The organism is Curtobacterium sp. MCPF17_011, assembly GCF_003234145.1.
GTDB lineage: Bacteria > Actinomycetota > Actinomycetes > Actinomycetales > Microbacteriaceae > Curtobacterium.
This window is the reverse complement of record NZ_QKSK01000007.1, coordinates 40041-58338: the sequence shown is the minus strand read 5'-3', so window position 1 is coordinate 58338 and position 18298 is coordinate 40041. Positions and strand designations below refer to the sequence as shown.

17 protein-coding genes and 1 tRNA gene are annotated in these 18298 nt (G+C 72.3%); 5 read left to right on the top strand and 13 right to left on the bottom strand.

Annotated features, from left to right (window positions below; genetic code table 11):
• Positions 1-530 precede the first annotated feature (530 nt).
• Both DEJ25_RS10335 and DEJ25_RS10330 read right to left on the bottom strand, forming a co-directional pair.
• Positions 531-1643 carry an aminotransferase class V-fold PLP-dependent enzyme gene (locus tag DEJ25_RS10335; protein ID WP_111044628.1) on the bottom strand — a complete coding sequence of 371 codons (1113 nt, stop codon included), beginning with the start codon at positions 1641-1643 and terminating at the stop codon, positions 531-533.
• Positions 1644-1794: 151 nt separating this feature from the next.
• Positions 1795-2580 (bottom strand): isoprenyl transferase, encoded by a 786-nt coding sequence (locus tag DEJ25_RS10330; protein ID WP_181427411.1) that lies wholly within the window; start codon positions 2578-2580, stop codon positions 1795-1797.
• Positions 2581-2655: 75 nt separating this feature from the next.
• Between DEJ25_RS10330 and DEJ25_RS10325 the strand changes: the two genes are divergently transcribed.
• The gene (locus DEJ25_RS10325; RefSeq protein WP_110903398.1) at positions 2656-3378 is read left to right on the top strand and encodes a hemolysin III family protein; all 723 of its coding nucleotides are present in this window, start codon (positions 2656-2658) and stop codon (positions 3376-3378) included.
• 185 nt (positions 3379-3563) lie between these two features.
• Here the strand turns inward: DEJ25_RS10325 and DEJ25_RS10320 are convergent, their stop codons facing one another.
• On the bottom strand, positions 3564-3872 hold the full coding sequence (locus DEJ25_RS10320) for a hypothetical protein (protein ID WP_110903341.1): 309 nt from the start codon (positions 3870-3872) through the stop codon (positions 3564-3566).
• Complete coding sequence (mca, locus tag DEJ25_RS10315) at positions 3869-4759, bottom strand: mycothiol conjugate amidase Mca (RefSeq protein WP_181421539.1); 891 nt, start codon at positions 4757-4759, stop codon at positions 3869-3871. Before mca ends, DEJ25_RS10320 begins: the two co-directional genes overlap by 4 nt.
• 195 nt (positions 4760-4954) lie before the next feature.
• On the opposite strand from mca, the gene DEJ25_RS16700 reads away from it, so the two are divergent.
• Both DEJ25_RS16700 and greA read left to right on the top strand, forming a co-directional pair.
• Positions 4955-5314, top strand: a complete 360-nt coding sequence (locus DEJ25_RS16700) for a DUF4307 domain-containing protein (RefSeq protein ID WP_181427410.1) — start codon at positions 4955-4957, stop codon at positions 5312-5314.
• Positions 5315-5416: 102 nt separating this feature from the next.
• A complete protein-coding gene (gene greA, locus DEJ25_RS10305) occupies positions 5417-5905 on the top strand; it encodes a transcription elongation factor GreA (RefSeq protein ID WP_110903343.1) in 489 nt (162 codons plus the stop codon).
• Between the two features lie 103 nt (positions 5906-6008).
• On the opposite strand, the gene DEJ25_RS10300 is transcribed toward greA, so the two are convergent.
• From DEJ25_RS10300 to DEJ25_RS10290, 3 genes are all read right to left on the bottom strand, one after another.
• The gene (locus DEJ25_RS10300) at positions 6009-6242 is read right to left on the bottom strand and encodes a DUF6611 family protein (protein ID WP_110903344.1); all 234 of its coding nucleotides are present in this window, start codon (positions 6240-6242) and stop codon (positions 6009-6011) included.
• Positions 6243-6333: 91 nt separating this feature from the next.
• Entirely contained in the window at positions 6334-7578 is a 1245-nt protein-coding gene (ilvA, locus tag DEJ25_RS10295) for a threonine ammonia-lyase (RefSeq protein WP_110903400.1), read from the bottom strand.
• Positions 7579-7624: 46 nt separating this feature from the next.
• Positions 7625-8881, bottom strand: a complete 1257-nt coding sequence (locus tag DEJ25_RS10290; RefSeq protein ID WP_258366136.1) for an AI-2E family transporter — start codon at positions 8879-8881, stop codon at positions 7625-7627.
• Between the two features lie 106 nt (positions 8882-8987).
• On the opposite strand from DEJ25_RS10290, the gene DEJ25_RS10285 reads away from it, so the two are divergent.
• The gene (locus DEJ25_RS10285; RefSeq protein ID WP_111044625.1) at positions 8988-10253 is read left to right on the top strand and encodes a winged helix-turn-helix domain-containing protein; all 1266 of its coding nucleotides are present in this window, start codon (positions 8988-8990) and stop codon (positions 10251-10253) included.
• Positions 10254-10307: 54 nt separating this feature from the next.
• On the opposite strand, the gene DEJ25_RS10280 is transcribed toward DEJ25_RS10285, so the two are convergent.
• Positions 10308-10889 carry a LemA family protein gene (locus DEJ25_RS10280; RefSeq protein ID WP_110903347.1) on the bottom strand — a complete coding sequence of 194 codons (582 nt, stop codon included), beginning with the start codon at positions 10887-10889 and terminating at the stop codon, positions 10308-10310.
• A 271-nt stretch (positions 10890-11160) separates the two neighbouring features.
• Here DEJ25_RS10280 and DEJ25_RS17145 point away from each other — a divergent pair, with 271 nt between their 5' ends.
• Positions 11161-13536: an Ig-like domain-containing protein gene (locus DEJ25_RS17145; protein WP_146240663.1), complete on the top strand. Its 2376-nt coding sequence runs from the start codon at positions 11161-11163 to the stop codon at positions 13534-13536.
• A 146-nt stretch (positions 13537-13682) separates the two neighbouring features.
• Here DEJ25_RS17145 and DEJ25_RS10270 read toward each other — a convergent pair whose 3' ends face one another.
• From DEJ25_RS10270 to DEJ25_RS10250, 5 genes are all read right to left on the bottom strand, one after another.
• Positions 13683-15005, bottom strand: a complete 1323-nt coding sequence (locus DEJ25_RS10270; RefSeq protein WP_181427409.1) for a threonine/serine exporter family protein — start codon at positions 15003-15005, stop codon at positions 13683-13685.
• Between the two features lie 369 nt (positions 15006-15374).
• Positions 15375-15448, bottom strand: a tRNA-Leu gene (locus tag DEJ25_RS10265).
• Positions 15449-15542: 94 nt separating this feature from the next.
• A complete protein-coding gene (locus tag DEJ25_RS10260) occupies positions 15543-17015 on the bottom strand; it encodes an NAD(P)/FAD-dependent oxidoreductase (RefSeq protein ID WP_110903349.1) in 1473 nt (490 codons plus the stop codon).
• A 44-nt stretch (positions 17016-17059) separates the two neighbouring features.
• Entirely contained in the window at positions 17060-17608 is a 549-nt protein-coding gene (locus DEJ25_RS10255; RefSeq protein ID WP_110903350.1) for a DUF501 domain-containing protein, read from the bottom strand.
• Positions 17609-17643: 35 nt separating this feature from the next.
• Positions 17644-18183 carry a septum formation initiator family protein gene (locus DEJ25_RS10250; RefSeq protein WP_258366137.1) on the bottom strand — a complete coding sequence of 180 codons (540 nt, stop codon included), beginning with the start codon at positions 18181-18183 and terminating at the stop codon, positions 17644-17646.
• Between the last annotated feature and the right edge of the window lie 115 nt (positions 18184-18298).

The following is an 18298-nucleotide window of genomic DNA, read 5'->3' as shown; positions in this document are numbered from 1 at the left end:
CCCGGTCATGTCCTTCGACGCGGCCACTGGAGCGGTCCCGGAGCACCGACCGTGGCCGCTCCGACCGGGCGCGTTGCCCGATGTCGCCAAGCTACGACGCGCGGTGCGACGGCACCAGCGACACGCCTGGTCCTGCGGTTACGGTCGTGTGTCGCGTGGCTGAACGTCCGGGAGGCGCGGTTCGGCCCCGCCACGCGCCTCCCGTCCGTCCCGCCACGCCCAGCAGCCCGCGCCGAGCGGTCACGAAACGTCGCTCCCGCCGCCCCAGAGCGACGAAACGTGACCGCTCGGCGGAGTGCCGACGGGGAGTCGCGACCGCTCGGCGGACGCAGACGGGAGGCGCGGTACGGCCCCGCCACGCGCCTCCCGCCCGTCCTGCCACGCCCAGCACCCCGCGCCGAGCGGTCGCGAAACGTCGCTCCCGCCGCCCCAAGGGGACACAACGCGACCGCTCGGCGGAGTGCCGACGGGGAGTCGTCACCACTCGGCGCCGGACGAGGCCGAGCAGAGCCGGACCAGAAGCGCCGGCGTCAGCCCATCGTCGCGTACGAGATGCACGCGTCGCGGAACATGCCCAGCGTCTCGTCCGTGGTGGACGCGAACGCGGACACCCGCACCTCGCCGAGACGAGCGGTCGCGGTGACGCCGTGGTTGTGCATCGCCGCGGTGAGCGCCGTCAGCCGTCCGGCGGCTGGTCGGAGGACGACGATGCCGGCACGCTCGCGGGGGTCGCGGCTGGACTCGACGGGCAGCCCGAACTCGTCCGCCATGTCGATGATCCGGTCCACCCGGTCGGCGATGCGCTCCTGCACGGCGGCGACGCCGACGGCGGTGAGGCGTTCGAGCGAGACGGCGAGGCGGGCCTGCGAGACCGGGTCCACGCGCGACATGGCGAAGGCGGCGGCTGCGGGGCGGACGCTCGGCACGTCGGTGGGCCAGCCGGTCGTGCCGTGCGGTCCGGACAGTGCCGGCTTGACGCGCTCGAGGGCGCGGTCGCTGAACGCGGTGAACCCGGTGCCCCACCCGGCGTGCAGCCACTTCTGGCCGCCGGTGGCGACGACGTCGGCGACCTCGTACGGAGCGTCGACGATGCCGAAGCCCTGGATGGCGTCGACGATGAGCAGACGGTCACCGATCACATCGCGGATGGCGGCGAGGTCGGCGAGGTACCCGGTGCGCCAGTCGACGAGGGACAGCGCGACCGCGGTGACGTCGTCCGACAGACGCTCGCGGATGAGGTCGGGCGTGAGCCAGCCGGCGCCGGACTCGATGACGACGGGCTGCACGCGGCCGCCGGTGGCCGAGGCGGCGCTGGCGAGGGCGAGCGGCAGCGACGGGTACTCGTCGGCGGCGACGAGCACCCCGCCGGTCAGGCCGAACGCGGTGTGCAGCAGGCCGGGGGTGGTGGCGGTCTGCGAGACGACCTGGTCCTCGCGGCGGCGGACGAGCCGGGCGGCGACGGCGCGGACGCGGGCGTCCTGCTCGTCGAGCGTCTCCATGGCCCCGAAGCGCATGTGCTCCTGGATGTGGCCGAGGACACGCTGCTCCTCGAGGACGGCGGTCTGCACGGGACCGAAGGCAGCGTGGTCGAGGTATCCGGGCTCCTCGGCGAAGCCGGCGACGTACTCGTCGATCGTGGTCACGGGGGCACCTTCCAGTGGGCAGAACCCTGTGAGCCTACTGGGACCCGTGCATGCGGGCGAATGCAGTCCGCGGAACGCCAGGAGGCGGATGCTGGCGACCGGAAGCCATGAGGACGTCTCGCTTCCTGTGCGGGCGCTCAGACCTGTCCGGTCAGCCGCCGAACCGGCGCGACCGCAACCCGAAGTCGCGGACCGCCCGGAGGAAGTCGACCTCCCGGAGGTCCGGGTAGAACGCCTCGACGAAGTAGAACTCGCTGTGCGCGCTCTGCCACAGCAGGAAGTCCGACAGCCGCTGTTCCCCCGAGGTCCGGATCATCAGGTCCGGGTCCGGCTGCCCCTGCGTGTACAGGTGGTCGCCGATGAGCTCGGGCGTGAGGACCTCGGCCAGGGTGTCGAGCGTCCCGCCGCCCTCACCATGGCTCCGGACGATGCTCCGCATGGCGTCGGCGATCTCTCGCCGGCCGCCGTAGCCGACCGCCAGGTTGATGTGCAGCCCGGTGTGGTCGGCGGTGCGCTCCTCGGCGGCTGCGAGTGCCGCGACGAGCTCCGGCGGCAGGCCGTCGTTCGAGCCGACGTGCTGGACACGCCAGGTGCGGTGGCGCGAGAGCCGCTCGGCCAGGTCCGCGATGATCCCGACGAGTTGGTCGAGCTCCTCGCCGCCACGACCCTTCAGGTTGTCGGCCGAGAGTAGGTAGAGCGTGACGACCTGGATGTCGAGGTCCTCGCACCAGGACAGGAACTCGGGGATCTTCGCCGCGCCAGCCCGGTGCCCGTGGGCGGCGGTCTCCAGGCCCAGCTGCCGGGCCCACCGCCGGTTCCCGTCGACGATCATCGCGACGTGCCGGGGCTTCTGCGCCCCGTCGATCTGGCGGCGGATGCGGTTCTGGTAGGCGCGGTAGAGGAGCCCGCGTCCCGCCCATCCCAGCTTGCCCGTCACGCGTCGACTGTAGTGCAAGCACCCCTCGTGCTGACTCTCAGCCACCGTCCCGTCCGCCGGCCGTACGGTCGGAGCATGCAGTCAGACCAGGGCGTGCCCGCCCTCCCCCACGTGCCGTTCACGGAGGAGGCCGAGACCACCCCGACCACGACCGGTCCCGCCGACGCCCGCCCGGCATGGCGCGGTTGGATCCACGCCGGCACGTTCCCGTTCGCAGCGGCCATGGGCATCGTGCTCATCACGCTCGCGGCGACCCCGGCGGCGAAGGGTGCGAGCGCCGTGTTCATGGCCACGTCGTTGATCATGTTCGGCGTTTCGGCGACCTACCACCGCTTCCCCTGGCGACCGGTCGTCAAGCGCGTGCTCAAGCGCATCGACCACACGAACATCTTCCTGCTCATCGCCGGCACCTACACACCCGTCGCGGTCTGCGCGCTGCCGCACGAACTGATGGTGATCGTGCTGTGGGTGATGTGGAGCGGCGCGCTGCTCGGCGTCGCGTTCCGCGTCTTCTGGATCGGCGCACCACGGTGGTTGTACGTGCCGCTGTACCTGGCGCTCGGCTGCGCGGCGTTCCTGATCCTGCCGCAGCTCTTCGCCGCCAGCGTGCCGATGACGGTGCTCGTGCTCGCCGGCGGACTGGCCTACATCCTCGGCGCGGCCGTCTACGGCTTCAAGCGTCCGGACCCCTCGCCGACGTTCTTCGGCTTCCACGAGGTCTTCCACGCCCTCACCGTCGTCGCCTTCGCGGCGCAGTGGGCCGGCATCCTGGTGATCGCGCTGCACCCGGTGCGCTGACCCGGCCGCCAGGGGCCCCGTCTGCGCCAGACGCCGCCGTCCGAGCCAGACTGCGCCGATCTCGGCGGCGTCTCGCGCACACGACGGTGTCTCCCGCAGACGGCGGGGCGCGACCACGCGGACACGGACGGGAGGCTCCCCACCAGCCGGTGGGGAGCCTCCCGTCCGTCCCTCAGCGCGTCGCGTCAGCCGCGCTCGGTGTCGTCGCCGACGTCGGCCCGGCCGTCCTCGGCGACACGACGCGCCGGCTCGTCCGTCACGGCACCGTCGCCGGAGTCGCCGGCGACCTCGGCCTCCAGGCGCTCCCGGATCTCGGCGCGGTAGCGGGTCCGGCGGATGCGTCGGGTCATGTCGACCACCAGCAGGATCGTCACGATGGCGACCAGGGCGATCGCGACGAAGCCGGCGACCCCCGGGGTGACGTCGACGTCCGGGACACCACTCGGGCTCGGACTGGGGGTGGTGGCGGCCAGTACCGCGGCGATGGTGCTCACGCGTGTGCGTCCTCTTCGGATGGGATGCCTGCGAACAGGTCGGACTCGGGGAGCTCGGTGGGGACCCGGGACTCGACGAGCTGGTAGTCCTCGGTCGGCCAGACCTCGGCGAGCAGGTCGTTCGGCCAGAAGAAGAAGGGACTGTCCGGCGGCACCTGGCTGGCGTGTGCGCGGAGCGCGGCGTCGCGCGCGTCGAAGTACTCGTGCACGTCGACGTGCGACGTGGCGAGGTCCGGGCGGTCCGCGAACCGCTCCACCCACTCGCCGAGCTGCTCGAGGAGCGGGTTGTCGGGCTCCCGCTCGCGCAGCGCCTCGTGGAAGGCGGTGATCCGGCGCGGGTTCATCGTGCGCTCGTAGTAGAGCTTCGAGACCGACCAGGCCGGGCCGGCATCCGGGTACGTCTCGGGGTCGGCGGCATCGCGCCAGGCGGCGACCGAGACCTCGTGCGTCCGGATGTGGTCCGGGTGGGGGTACCCGCCGTTCTCGTCGTAGGTGACCAGGACGTGCGGACGGAAGCGCCGGATGACGCGGACCAGTGCCTCGGTGCTGTACTCCAGCGGCACGGTCGCGAAGGTGCCGGGCCGGACGGTCTCGCCCTTCTCGGCGTCGGGCAGACCGGAGTCGTGGTACCCGAGCCACACGTGGTCGATGCCGAGGGCTGCCTGCGCTGCGGCCATCTCGGTACGCCGGAAGCCGGCCATGTCGCGGTGCGCCCGGGCCTTCGCGGTGTCCGGGAGCTGCTCGTTGAGGATGTCTCCGGCCTCACCACCCGTGCACGAGACGACGAGGACCTGGGCGCCGTCGGCCACGTACTTCGCCGCCGTGGCCGCTCCCTTGCTCGACTCGTCGTCGGGGTGGGCGTGCACGGCCAGCAGACGATGGGGCACGGCGTTCCTTCACAGCTCGCGGACTTGCGGTCGCGGGTGGCGCACGGCGAGCGTGAACTACCCTTGGATCAGGATAATCACCCCGGGAGCCCCGAACTGTCCGATCAGCACCACGCCCCAGCAGGCGGAACCGAACGCGGTACGTCCGCCGTCCTCGACGACCGGACGTCGCTCGACGACCGGTACGGACGCAGCGTGGACACCCGGCGGCGCGGCAAGCTGCTCGCCGTCGTGATCGCGGCGGCCATCGCGGTCGTGTTCGCCGTCTGGGTGATCTGGGCAGGCCCCGGTCAGACCACGCACGGGCTCGACACCGACGACGTCGGGTACGAGGTCCTGTCCGACCACAGCGTCGTCGTGCACACCCAGGTCGCCGTCGACCCGGGCACCCCTGTGGAGTGCGCGGTGCAGGCGCTGGACAAGTCGTACACGATCGTCGGATGGCGGGTCGTGACGCTGCCCGCGGAGGATCAGCGTGACCGCTCGATCTCGACGCAGGTGAAGACGACGACGCGGGCGGTCACCGGGTTGATCCACTCGTGCTGGGTTCCCTAGACTGCTCGGAATCACGAATCGAGACCGGCCGCCGGCCGGTCTCGATTCTTTTGCGCCACACGCCGTGACCGGTCCCGACCACCACGGCCGAAGGGAAACGACATGAGCAACGACACGCAGGGCACCTGGCTGACCCAGGAGGCGTTCGACCGTCTCACCGCCGAGCTCGAGCAGCTCACCGGCCCGGCCCGCATCGAGATCGCGAGCCGCATCGAGGCCGCCCGTGAAGAGGGCGACCTCAAGGAGAACGGCGGCTACCACGCCGCGAAGGACGAGCAGGGCAAGATCGAGGCCCGCATCCGGTCGCTGACCGAGCTCCTCAAGCACGCCACGGTGACGGAGGCCGAGTTCGACGGCACCGTCGAGCCGGGCACCGTCGTCACGGCCACCATCGCCGGCGACCCGTCGACGTTCCTGGTGGGCAACCGCGAGATCGTCGCCGAGGGCTCGGACCTCACCGTGTACAGCCCGGTCAGCCCGGTGGGCGCCGCGATCCTCGGCCTCCGCACCGGCGGCAAGACCTCGTACACCGCGCCGAACGGCAAGGAGATCGCGGTCGAGGTCACGAACGTCGAGCGCTACGAGCCCTAGGCCGTCGCTGCCGCCCGGCACCTGACACTCCAGCCCGGCGTGCGCTCTCCCTCGCGCACGTCGGGCTGTTGCGTGTGCGCGCTCGTGCCTGCCCACCGAGTGGTCACCTCACCCCGGTCCAGGCCACCGTGGCCGCTCCCGCCACCACCAGGCCCGCCAGCGGCCATGCGTGCGCGAACCGGAGCAGCAGGCGTTCGTGTCGGTCCGTGCCGGGCGGGTGGACGACGAGTGTGCGGGTCTCCCACGTCGTGCGGCCGACCGGGCGGACGTCGAGTCGACCCGAGCGGTGCGCTCCGTCGACGATCCGCGTCCGGACCCCGTCGACCGTGGCCGACATCGATCTGGAGGCCCGTGGCACGTCCGGCGTGAGCCGGACGTCGGAGCCGGGGCGGCCTCCAGGACGGCCGCTGCCGCCGCGCGGCGATCCGTCAGTTGGTGAGCTGCTCCGGGCGGAACCCGGCTTCCTGCAGACGCGCCATCACCTCGTCCGCGTGGCCGGGTCCACGCGCCTCGATGGACAGGTCGAGGGCCACCTCGTTGATGACGAGTCCCTGGCCGTGGCGGGTGTGCAGGACCTCGACGACGTTCGCACCGGCGTCCGAGATGATCTGGGACACGCGGGCCAGCTGGCCCGGGCGGTCCGGCAGCATGATCCGGATGCCGATGTAGCGCGACGCCGCGACGAGGCCGCGGGTGATGATCCGCTCCATCATGAGGGGGTCGATGTTGCCGCCACTGAGCAACACCACGGTCCTGCCGGTGTCGTGCACGGCGCCGGACATGATCGCGGCGACGCCGACCGCTCCGGCGGCCTCGACCACGAGCTTCGCGCGCTCGAGGAGCACGAGCAGGGCCCGGGCGGTGTCGTCGTCCGAGACGGTGACGATCTCGTCGACCAGGTCGCGGATGATCGGGAAGTTCATGTCGCCCGGACGTGCGACCGCGATGCCGTCGGAGATCGTCGGCGAGGTCGTGATCGTCAGCGGCTCCCCCGCGACGATCGACGACGGGTAGGCGGCGGCGTTCTCGGCCTGCACGCCGATGACCCGGATCTCGCGGCCCAGGCGTTCGGCGAGGCCCTTGACGGCGATCGCGATGCCGGAGATGACGCCGCCGCCGCCGATCGGGACGACGACCGTGTCGACGTCGGGGACCTGGTCGACGATCTCGAGTCCGAGCGTGCCCTGGCCGGCGATCACGGCGGGGTGGTCGAACGGCGGGATGAAGACCGCTCCGGTGCGGGCCGCGAACTCCTTCGCGGCGGACAGCGCCTCTTCGACGGAGTGCCCGCGGAGCACCACGTCGGCGCCGTAGCGGCGGGTGGCCTGCAGCTTGGGCAGGGCGACGCCCACCGGGGTGAAGATCGTGGCGGGGATGCCGAGTTCACGGGCGGCGAAGGCGACCCCCTGCGCGTGGTTGCCGGCGCTGGCGGCGACGACGCCGGCCTCCCGTTCGGCCGCCGACAGGGTCGACAGCCGGTTGTAGGCGCCGCGGACCTTGTACGCACCGGTGCGCTGCAGGTTCTCGCACTTCAGGTGGACGGGCGAGCCGAGCAGTCCCTCGAGGAACTTCGACGTCTCCATCGGGGTGACCCGTGCGACCCCGGCGATCGTCGCGCGCGCCGCCTCGATGTCGGCGAGCGTCGGGATCGGGGGCGCAGTCGTGTCGGTCACGATCCCATCATCGTCGGTCGCGGACTCCGCGGCTGCCACGTGACGCTCAGTTGGTGCTGGCGGTGCCGGGCTCGGCGGCCGGCTGCGCGTCGCTGCCGGGCGCCGGGACGTCGTCGCCGACCTGGTGCCGTCGTCGCCGCAGCAGCTGGATCCTGCCGTGCTGACCGTGCTTCGGGGTCGCCTCGAGCACGTGGTCCGAGTCGAGTCCACGCCAGCGACCGCTCGCGATCGTGGTGACCATCGCGTTCAGGGTGGCGATCAGCGGGACGGCGAAGAACGCACCGGCGATGCCGGCCAGACCGGAGGCTGCGGTCACGCCGAGCACGACGGCCAGCGGGTGCACCTTGACCGCGTTGCCCATCACGAGCGGCTGCAGGATGTGGCCCTCGATCTGCTGCACGAGCAGGACGACACCGAGCACCAGGAGCGCGGCCAGCGGGCCGTTGAAGATCAGAGCGACGAAGACGGCGAGGAAGCCGGTGACGATCGCACCGACGACGGGGATGAAGGCGCCGAGGAACACGATCGCGGCGATCGGGATGACCAGGGGCATTCCGCCGAAGAACAGGCCGACGATGAACGCACCCAGGCCGATGCCGACCGCGTCGACGAAGGCGACGAAGATCTGCACCCGGATGAAGCTCGTCAGGGTGATCCAGCCGGCGACGCCCGCACCGTCGACGGTCGCCCGGGCCTTGCGCGGGAACAGCCGGACCGTCCAACGCCAGACGTTCTTGCCGTCGATGAGCAGGAAGATCGTGGTGAACAGGATGATGAACAGCGCCTCGAACACGTGCGTGGCGCTCGAGCCGGCGCTCGCGACGCCCGACAGGATCGTGCCGGAGTTGTCCTGCACCCACTTGGTGGCCTCGTCGAGCCAGGTGTTGACGTCTTTCTGTGAGATCCCGAATCCGGAGTTGAGCACGAACGACCGGACGTTGCCGTACTGGGACACCGTCCGGTCCCGCAGCGACGGGTACGAGGCGACGATCTGGTCGATCACGAGCCACACGAGGGCGGCCACCGCGGCGAGCCCGCCGAGCAGGCTGATGATGACCGCGAGCCACTTCGGGACGTGCCAGCGCTGCAGCCGGTTCGAGAGCGGCACGAGCAGGGCGGAGATCACGACGCCGATCAGGAAGGGGATCAGGATCTCGCTGAAGATCGTCATCAGCCAGATGAAGAGGGCGATGACGCCCGCGATGACGAGCACGCGCCACGAGAACGCCCCCGCGATGCGCATGCCGAGTGGTACCGAATCCTCGACCACGGGGTCGGGATGAGTCTTCTTGCCCCATGCCATTCCGCCACTGTAGCCACGCGGAACCGGGCAGGTGCCGGTCCGGGCATGTGCGACGTCCGTCCCGGGGCCGGTCCGGGCGTCGGCGGGGATCGGTAGCGTTCCCGTCATGGTCAGGACCACGCTCTCCGCTGCCGAGGCCCGCCGCGTCGCCCTCGCCGCGCAGGGGTTCGGCCGGACACCCTCGGCGGCGGTCCCGTCGCCCTCGACGGCGGTCCCGTCGCCTTCGGGCTCGCCGGCGGTGCTCGTCCCGAACCGGGCGGTGTCGGCCGGCCTCGCCCGACTCGGTGTGCTGCAGATCGACTCCGTCAACGTCTTCGAGCGCAGCCACTACCTGCCGCTCTTCGCCCGGCTGGGTCCGTACGACAAGGGCGCCCTCGACCGGCTGACGCTGACGCAGCGCAGCCCCTGGATCGAGTACTGGGCTCACGAGGCGGCGTTCGTCCCGCGTGATGACCTCCGGCTGTTCCGGTGGCGGATGGACGCCTACCGGCAGCGTGACACGACCAACCCGCTCCGGATCCCCGGCGTGGAACGCACTGCCCGGGTGCGCGACGAGCTCCTGGCCCTGCTCGCCACCGAGGGACCGATGCCCGCGAGTGCGGTCGAACACGAGTCCAACGTCCGACGGGGCCCCTGGTGGGGCTGGAGCGACGTGAAGCACGGGCTCGAGCAGCTCTTCCGTTGGGGTGACGTCGTCAGCGCGGGACGGTCCGGGTTCGAGCGGGTCTACGCCCTGCCGCAGCAGGTGCTGCCGTCGGGGTACTTCGCGACCGCACCCAGCCGGGCCGACGCCGTCCGGGAGCTGGTCCGCCGCTCGGCCCGGGCCGTGGGCGTGGGCACCCGCGCCGACCTCGCCGACCACCACCGACTGCGTGCGGACGACACCGCTGCCGCGATCGCCGACCTGCAGGACGCCGGCGAGCTGGTCCCGGTCACGGTCGAGGGCTGGCGGGACCGGGCGTGGATGCACGTCGACGCCCGGGTGCCGCGTCGAGTCGAGGTCGACGCCGTCCTCAGCCCCTTCGACCCGGTGGTGTGGTTCCGTCCGCGGGCCGAGCGGCTGTTCGGCTTCCACTACCGGATCGAGATCTACACGCCAGCGCCGAAACGGGTGTTCGGGTACTACGTGCTCCCGGTGCTGCAGGACGACGCCCTGGTCGGGCGGGTGGACCTGAAGAGCGATCGGCAGCGCGGCGTCCTGCACGTCCGGACGGCGTGGCACGAGCCCGGAGCCGTGATCGACGTCGAGCGGCTCGCAGCACTGCTCCGGCGGACGGCGGCGTGGCAGGGGCTCGACGGGGTCGAGGTCACCGACCGCGGAACTGCGGCACGCGCACTCGCCGCAGCGCTCGGAGTCACTCCCCGGCCCTGACGGCGCGTGCCGGGGACTCGACGGCGCGTGCCGGGGACTCGACGGCCGGGACCGCTAGAACTGCACCCGCGGCGGCTCGGCGATGGCGGCCGGCTCGGCGGTCTCGAAGAACGGCGCCGGCCCGACGCCCCGACGCTTCGCGATGCTCGAAGCCGGGAACGACTTGACCTTGGTGTTGAGTTCGCGCACGCCACCGTTGTAGTGCCGGCGGGCGGACTGGATCTTGTCCTCGGTGGACACGAGCCGCGACTGCAACTCGAGGAAGGACTGGCTGGACTGCAGCTGCGGGTACCCCTCGGCCACCCGGAACACGCTCTTCAGCGCCTTCTGCATGTGCCCCTCGGCAGTGGAGGCGGCGACGGCGTCGTGCGCAGCGAGTGTCTCGGCCCGAGCGTCGGTGACGGCGGTCAGGACGGACTTCTCGTGCGCCGCATGACCCTGCACGGTGTCCACGATGGTGGGGAGGAGCTCGGCGCGTTCGTGGAGCTGCGCGGCGATCTCGGCCCAGGCCGTGTCGACGCGCTGCTGCAACGCGACGAGGGACTTCTGGCTGGACCAGAACCAGATGCCGATCACCACGAGGACGACGACCACAACGCCGATCACGATGAGCGTCGTGACGAGTCCGGTGTCCATTCGGGCGTACTCCTTTGCGCGTCGGGCCGCAGTTGCGTGCGGACCTCCGCAGCCCGCTGTCGGACCTCAGCGGTCCGGATCGATCTTACCGAGCGCCTCGGAGCGACCTCGCCGCTCGCCGATCTTCACGGCCGATTCCCGAGTGACGCACACCGGGCTCGCGGACCGCGTCCGGAGGGGGCCCCGATCGACGCACGGAAGGGCACGGATGATGCGGAACCGGGGTGTTCCGCCGCGCGGGGTGTTGACCGGAGGGCCCGGATCGCATGGGATGGACAGGATGGACACGGGCGGGGACAACGTGCAGCACCAGGACGTCGGGGGCGACGTCCGTCGTCGACGATCCCGGAGGACTGCCGCCCGGTCGCTCGTCACCATCGTCGGGCTGGTGCTCCTGCCCCTGGTGTCCGTTCCCGCCCTCGCGACGACCACCACGCTCCCCGGCGCCGGGACCGGAGCCGGCATTGGAACGGTGGACGCGCCGCAGCCGTCCCCGACGCAGCCTCCCGTCTACTCCAACCCGGTGCCCGCGCCGGCGCCCGGCCCGGGGGACGCCTCGAGCCCGGTCCCGACGAACACCCCCATCCCACCGTCCGGCGGTACCCCGACCGCGCCGACGATCGTCGACCCGGGGGACATCACGACCGCCCTCGCGCGGTTCGCCGGTCGTGCGACACCGGGCCACCAGGTCCGCGTGGCCGAGCCCGCCGTCCCCTCGGCGTCGGTCTGCCGCGCCACCGCGACGCCCGGCGGGACCTGGTCCTGCGTCGGGACGGTGCGCTCCGGCCCGGCCCAGGTCTTCACCGTCCTGGACATGACGGCGTCCGCGCTGCCGAACGCCGATGCGGCACCGTCGGACGTCATCGTGCCGCCGACCATCGACGCCCGGCGCCCGACCACGGGGACCGTCACCGGCACGGGCCTCCCGGGTGCCACCGTGACCGTCGGCCGGGCCGGCTCCTCCGCCGCGCTCACCGCGGTCGTCACCGCGGCCGGCACCTGGGCGGCTCGATGGGGCACCGGCCCGGGCGCACCGGCCGAGGGCAGCGTCGATGTCAGTGCCACGCAGACCGCGAGCACCGCGACCGGGTACCGATCGGACCTCCGGAGTGCCGCCTCGGCCGCTCGGACCCTCGTCGTCGATCGGACCGCCCCGGCCGCGCCGCGGATCACCGCGCCGGCCGGATCGGCCCCGGGCAGCACGCAGGGGGTCCGGATCACCGGGACGGCCGAGCCGCGCACCGTCGTCACCGCCTACGTTGACTCGACCGCGGTCTGCCGGGCGTCCGTCGCCGCGGACGGATCGTGGTCCTGCCGCGCAGCCGACAGCCTCCGCGCCGGGTCCCACATGGCCCGTGCGGTGGCCCAGGACGAAGCGGGCAACACCTCGTCCGCGGCGACCGCCGTCGCGTTCCGCGTCTCCCGCGGCGCCTCCGTCGACGCCGCCAGCTCCCCCGGCACCACCCCCGGCAGCGGCGCCGGAGGTGGCGGCGCGCACGGCAGCGGCACCGCCCCGGCCCACGGATCGGGCTCCGACACGGCCGACGGGTCCGGCATCGGCAGGGCCGGAACCGGGTCGAGCGACGACGGTACGTCCGGCAGCGCGCTGCCCGGCGGTGGCGCCGGCGGTTCCGGCAGCCACGGCGGCCGCCCCGACTGGACGGGTCCCGCCGGCGACTGGACCGTCGCCACCGGGTACGACCACGCCGTGCCCACCATCCAGTCCGCGTCCTCGTGGCGCACCCTCGCCGTCGCGGCCGGCGTCGCCGCCGTGTTCCTCCTGCTCGTCGCCGGCCCGGTCCGCGTCCTCGCTGGCGCCCTCCGCGAACGGGCACCCCTGCGGGCCGCCCGGTTCACCGGCCGCAACCGCACCCGCTCCGAACGTCGCCACGGCGACGACGCCGTGGCGAGCTGGGTCACGGTCACCCTCGGGATCGCCGTCGCCGGGGTGCTCACGCTCCTCGGGACCGGCATCGCGCTGGAGGCACGCTACGTCCGTCTCGCGATCGGCGTCGTCGCCGGCGTCGCCGTGCTCAGCGCCGGGGTCGTCCTCGCCACCCGCTGGACCGCGGGCGAGGACCGACACACCGTCACGTACCAGCTGTCCCCCGGCCTGCTCCTCGCAGCGGTCCTGGCGAGCGGACTGACCCGCGCCGCCGACCTCTCCCCCGCCCTCGTCGTCGGGGTCCTCCTCGTCCCGGTCGCCCGCACCGACGGGGGCACCGCCGCCATGCACCTCGGACGGGGCCTCGCCGCGTGTGCGCGGAGTGCGATCTGGCGCTCGGTGGCACTGCTCGTCCTCGCGGTCGTCGGATGGGTGCTGCACAGCCTCACCCCGGCCTCCGGGTTCGCAGGGTCGCTCGTCTCCGAGTTCGCCAGCACCCTCTGCGTCGGTGGGCTCGGTGCTCTCGTCGTCACGCTGCTGCCGCTCCGGGGGACCGCGGGTGCCGCGCTCGCCTCGGTCTCGCGACCGAGCTACGCGGCCCTCACGGCGGTCGGCGTCGGCCTGGCCGCAGCGGTCTACTCCGGCACGGCTGGCACCCACGTCCCGGTCGCCGCCTTGGCCACCGGGGTCGGCGTGGTGCTCGTGGCGGCCGCGGCCGCCTGGGCGTGGCTCCGGTTCGACGGGGCCGGCATCCGGTCTTGAAGCGCCCGGCAACAGTTGCCGGTCACCTTGTCTGTCTGCCTGTCGGTCTGTCGGTGTGACTGCCTGACTGCCTGACTGCCGGGAGGCTCGGCACGAGCCCGCCACGGGCCTCCCGTCCCGCCATCGGCGGTGTCCCGGGACCGGGCTCAGTGCGTGGGGGCCGAGCGGGCGAACAGGCCGGGCAGGAGGCCACCGATCTTCGTGCCGACGCAGAGGCTGACGAACGTCGCGAGCGGCGTCGCGAGCGCTCCGGCGTCGAAGGTCGCCACCGCGACCAGGCCGACCGTGCCCGGGACGAGCAACAGGAACGCGGGTCGGAACGACACCGTCGCCGGGATGACCGGCACCATCCGCTCCAGCACGCGCGTCGCGACGAAGAGCAGTGCCGCGGCCAGGCCGGTCGCGACGACGCTGCCGCTGAACGGGGTCAGCCACGAGACGACCGCGTAGGCGGTGACCATCACGACGACCGAGGCCGCGGTGAGGCGCCACCCCGAGCCGAAGACCAGGCTGATGCCGGTCGCCAGGACCACGACGGCGACCCACGACACCCAGAGGGCCGGGACCGCCTCCCAGCCCGCGCGGTCCGTGCCGATGCCGGCGACCTCGCCGACGAGCGCCGCGGACGTCGGGTCGACGCGCAGCCCGGTGACGGCGCTACCGGCCGCGATGCCCGCCGCCATGAAGCCGAGCATGATGAGGCCCTGCATCAGCCGCGCCGAACCGGTGACGATGTCGGCTGCCGTGAGTTCGAGCAGCGCGTTGGTGATGAGCGCTCCCGGCACGAACACCGCGACCGGCGCGCAGACGGCGTAGAGGGGGACGTGGTCGAACCCGGTGCTCGCAGCGACGAGCCCGACGACCGCGGTCGAACAGAAGGCCGCCAGGAACGGGACGACGGCGACGGCCTCCCGGAAGCGCCGGAGCAGCAGCCCGATCACCCCGACCAGCGCCCCGACGACGAGGGCCACGAGCACCGCCCACCACGGGACCCGGAACACGACGGCGAGCCCGGCCGACGTCAGCGCGTTGCCGAGCACCCACGGCAGCGGTGCCGGTGGACGGGTGCCCTGCCGGATGCTGCGGACACGGGCCGGGATCTCGGCCAGCGCGATCGCGCCGCGTTCCAGGCCGAGGACCAGACGGTTCGCGCGGGCCGACTGGCGGAACGACAGTTCGATGCCCTCGGCGTTGACGATGGTGGCGGCGCCGGTCGCGGTCTCGCTGACGATCACGAGCGCCGGCAGCACGCCGATCGCCAGACCGTCGCCGACACCGGCGGCGTCGCGGGTCTTCTCGAGCGCGGACCGGACGTCGGTGACGGAGCTGCCGGCGTCCAGCAGCAGGGTGCCGAGCGTGCCGAGGAGCATGCCGATCGGGACGGTCTCGCCGTCGATGACCTCGACGTGGGCCTCGGGGCGCCGGAGGGCGTCCCGGAGGTTCGTCAGCGCACTCCCGATCCCGACCACAGGGTCAGCGTAACGAGTGGTGGCGTTCCGACGGCGCTGCCCGCCCGGTCCTCGTACCCCCGGTGGGACTCGAACCCACAACTCGGCGATGTTGAGTCGCCTACCCGTCCGTGCTCGTACCCCCGGTGGGACTCGAACCCACAACTCGGCGATGTTGAGTCGCCTACCCGTCCGTGCTCGTACCCCCGGTGGGACTCGAACCCACAACTCGGCGATGTTGAGTCGCCTACCCGTCCGTGCTCGTACCCCCGGTGGGACTCGAACCCACAACTCGGCGATGTTGAGTCGCCTACCCGTCCGTGCTCGTACCCCCGGTGGGACTCGAACCCACAACTCGGCGATGTTGAGTCGCCTACCCGTCCGTGCTCGTACCCCCGGTGGGACTCGAACCCACAACTCGGCGATTTTAAGTCGCATGCCTCTACCGATTGGGCCACGGGGGCGCACGACCGTGACGGTCGGGCCGGGACAGCCTACCGACGCCAAAGGGCGGCCACCCATCGGGTGACCGCCCTCTCGACTGCGTGCGTGCGGTCTCTACTCGGTCTTCGCCGACTCGCCGGCAGCGACGGGCTCGGCTTCCTTCGAGACGTCCTCGGCCGGCGTCGCGTACGCGGGACCGGCAGCACCGGCGGGCTGGCCGGCGGCCGGCGACTCCGCTTCCGGAGCGGCCTCGACGGCCGGCTTCGGGCGGGAGGCCCAGGCCTCGAAGGCGGCGCGGGGGGTCTCGCGGTCGTCGAGGGACGCGATGTCGCGGCCCAGGAAGAAGTTGCCGACCCAGTCGCCGACGACACGGATCTTGCGCTCCCACGACGGCATGGCCAGGCCGTGGTAACCACGGTGGGCGCCCCAGGCGAGGAAGCCCTTCATCGCGAACTTGCCGGACTGGAACACGCCGATGCCGAGACCGAGGCCCGCGACTGCGCCGAGGTTCTCGTGCTTGTAGTCGACCGTCGCCTCGCCGCGGATCGTGGCGACGAGGTTCTTGGCCAGCTGCTTGGCCTGACGGACGGCGTGCTGGGCGTTCGGGACGCACATGCCGCCGACGCCACCACCGGTGAGGTCCGGGACGGCTGCGACGTCGCCGCAGGCCCAGGCGTCGGCGATGACGGTGCCCTCGTCGACGATGCGGAGGTCGGGCTGCACGGTGATGCGACCGCGGGGCTCGAGCGGGAAGTCGGTGCCCTTGACCATGGGGTTCGCCATCACGCCGGCGGTCCAGATGATCAGGTCGGACTCGATGACCTCGATCGACTCGTCCTTGGCCTTGAGCTGGCAGACACCGCCCACGGCCGAGGCCAGCTGGGTCTCGAGGTGCACCGTGGCACCGCGTTCGGCGAGGTTCTTGAGGACCCAGTGCGAGGTCTCGAGCGAGACCTCGGGCATGATGCGGCCCATCGCCTCGACCAGGTGGAAGTGCGTGTCCTCGAAGGCGATCTGCGGGTAGCTGCTGAGCAGGTCCGACACGAAGGAGCGGAGCTCGGCGAACACCTCGATGCCGGCGAAGCCACCGCCGACGACGACGACCGTGAGCAGACGCTGACGCTCGGGGCCGGCCGGCAGGTTCGCCGCCTTGGCGAAGTTGGTGAGGATCTTGTCGCGGATCGCGGCGGCCTCTTCGATGGTCTTCAGGCCGATGGCCTCGTCCGCGACACCCGGGATCGGGAACGTGCGGGACACGGCGCCGGCCGTCATGACGATCTGGTCGTAGGACTCTTCCCAGGGCTCGCCGAGCTCGGGGGTGATCGTCGCGGTCTTGTTCGCGTGGTCGACCGCGGTGACCTTCGCGGTGACGACGCGCGTGGACTTGAGGTGGCGGCGGTGCGACACCACGGCGTGACGCGGCTCGATGGAGCCGGCGGCGACCTCGGGCAGGAACGGCTGGTACGTCATGTACGGCAGCGGGTCCACCATGACGACGTCGGCTTCGCCCTTGCGAAGGTGCTTCTCGAGCTTCCAGGCGGTGTAGAAGCCGGCGTAACCGCCGCCGACGACGAGGATCTTGGGCACGGTTCGTGTTCTCCTTGGGGTGGGGTGAGCTGCTGGGAGGCTGGTCAGTTCTCGCCGCCACCCGCCCCGACTCCGGCGTCTGCATCCTCATCATATGCCCGGCACACACACCGGGAGGGCGACCAGTCCGCGCGCTCGAGCGCGAGGTCGCCGATGGGGTTGACGCCGGGGCCGGCGGCGAGGGCGTGACCGACGAGCGCGTGCAGGCACTTGACACGGGTGGGCATGCCGCCCGCGCTGATGCCCGCGATCTCCTCGACGTGCTCGATCGACTCGCGGTCGTCGAGGTACGCCTGGTGTGCGCGGCGGTACTGCTCAGCGGTGTCGGGGTCCTCGAGGAGCGCGGCCAGTTCGGGCATGACCTGGTTCGCCTCGAGGGTGCTCACCGCCGCGGTGGCGGCGGGGTGGCACAGGTAGTACAGCGTCGGGAACGGGGTGCCGTTGCCGAGACGCGGCTTCGTGGACACGACCGTCGGGTTGCCGCAGACGCAGCGCGCCGCGATGCCGATGACGTCACGAGCGGGACGTCCGAGCTGAGCGGACACCACCGCGACGTCGTGGGCGGTCGGCGGGTCGAACGGAGGGGTCGTCACGGGGACGTGAGCCTACCGGACTCCGCGCGCGGCCCCTACTTCGGTGACGAGTCGCTGTCCGTGCTGCCGGTGCGCTCGAGTTCGCTGCGGGTCTCGTCGGACAGACCGGCCTGCATGACGGAGGACAGCAGCGACTGCACCCAGTCCACCTTCGGGGTCTGCACGGTGGAGCTGACCGGGGTGCCGGATTCAGTGGTGGGCGGCGGCGTCGCCGTGGTGCCCTTCTCGGCACCCATCACCAGGTAGCTCTCCTCGCCCGGGTACACGTAGAGCAGACGGTCGCGAGCCTGCGCCTCGATGTACGCCGGGTCGTCCCAGCGGGCCAGGTCGTGCTTCTTCTGCGCCACGTCGGCCTTCTGCGCCGCCACCTGCCGCTGCATGCCGGCGATCTGCTCCTGCTGCTGCACGAGGGTCCGGAGCGACGGCGCCAGGACGACGACGAACAGCACGATGATCGCGAGCATCAGCAGGCTGAAGCCGGAGAAGTGCAGCGAGCGGTACCAGGGCTGCGCGGAGGCGGCTCCCTCGGGCATCGCCACGGGGACGCGGCGGACTCGGGGCTTCTGGCTGGGCACCCGTCGACGATAACGCGGTGCCGGCGGTGCGCCACTCCGGCACGCGCGTGTGCCGGACCCTCTCAGGGACGGCAGCCGGCCGGGAGGCGCGCCCCGGGCCTCCCGTCGGCTCGCC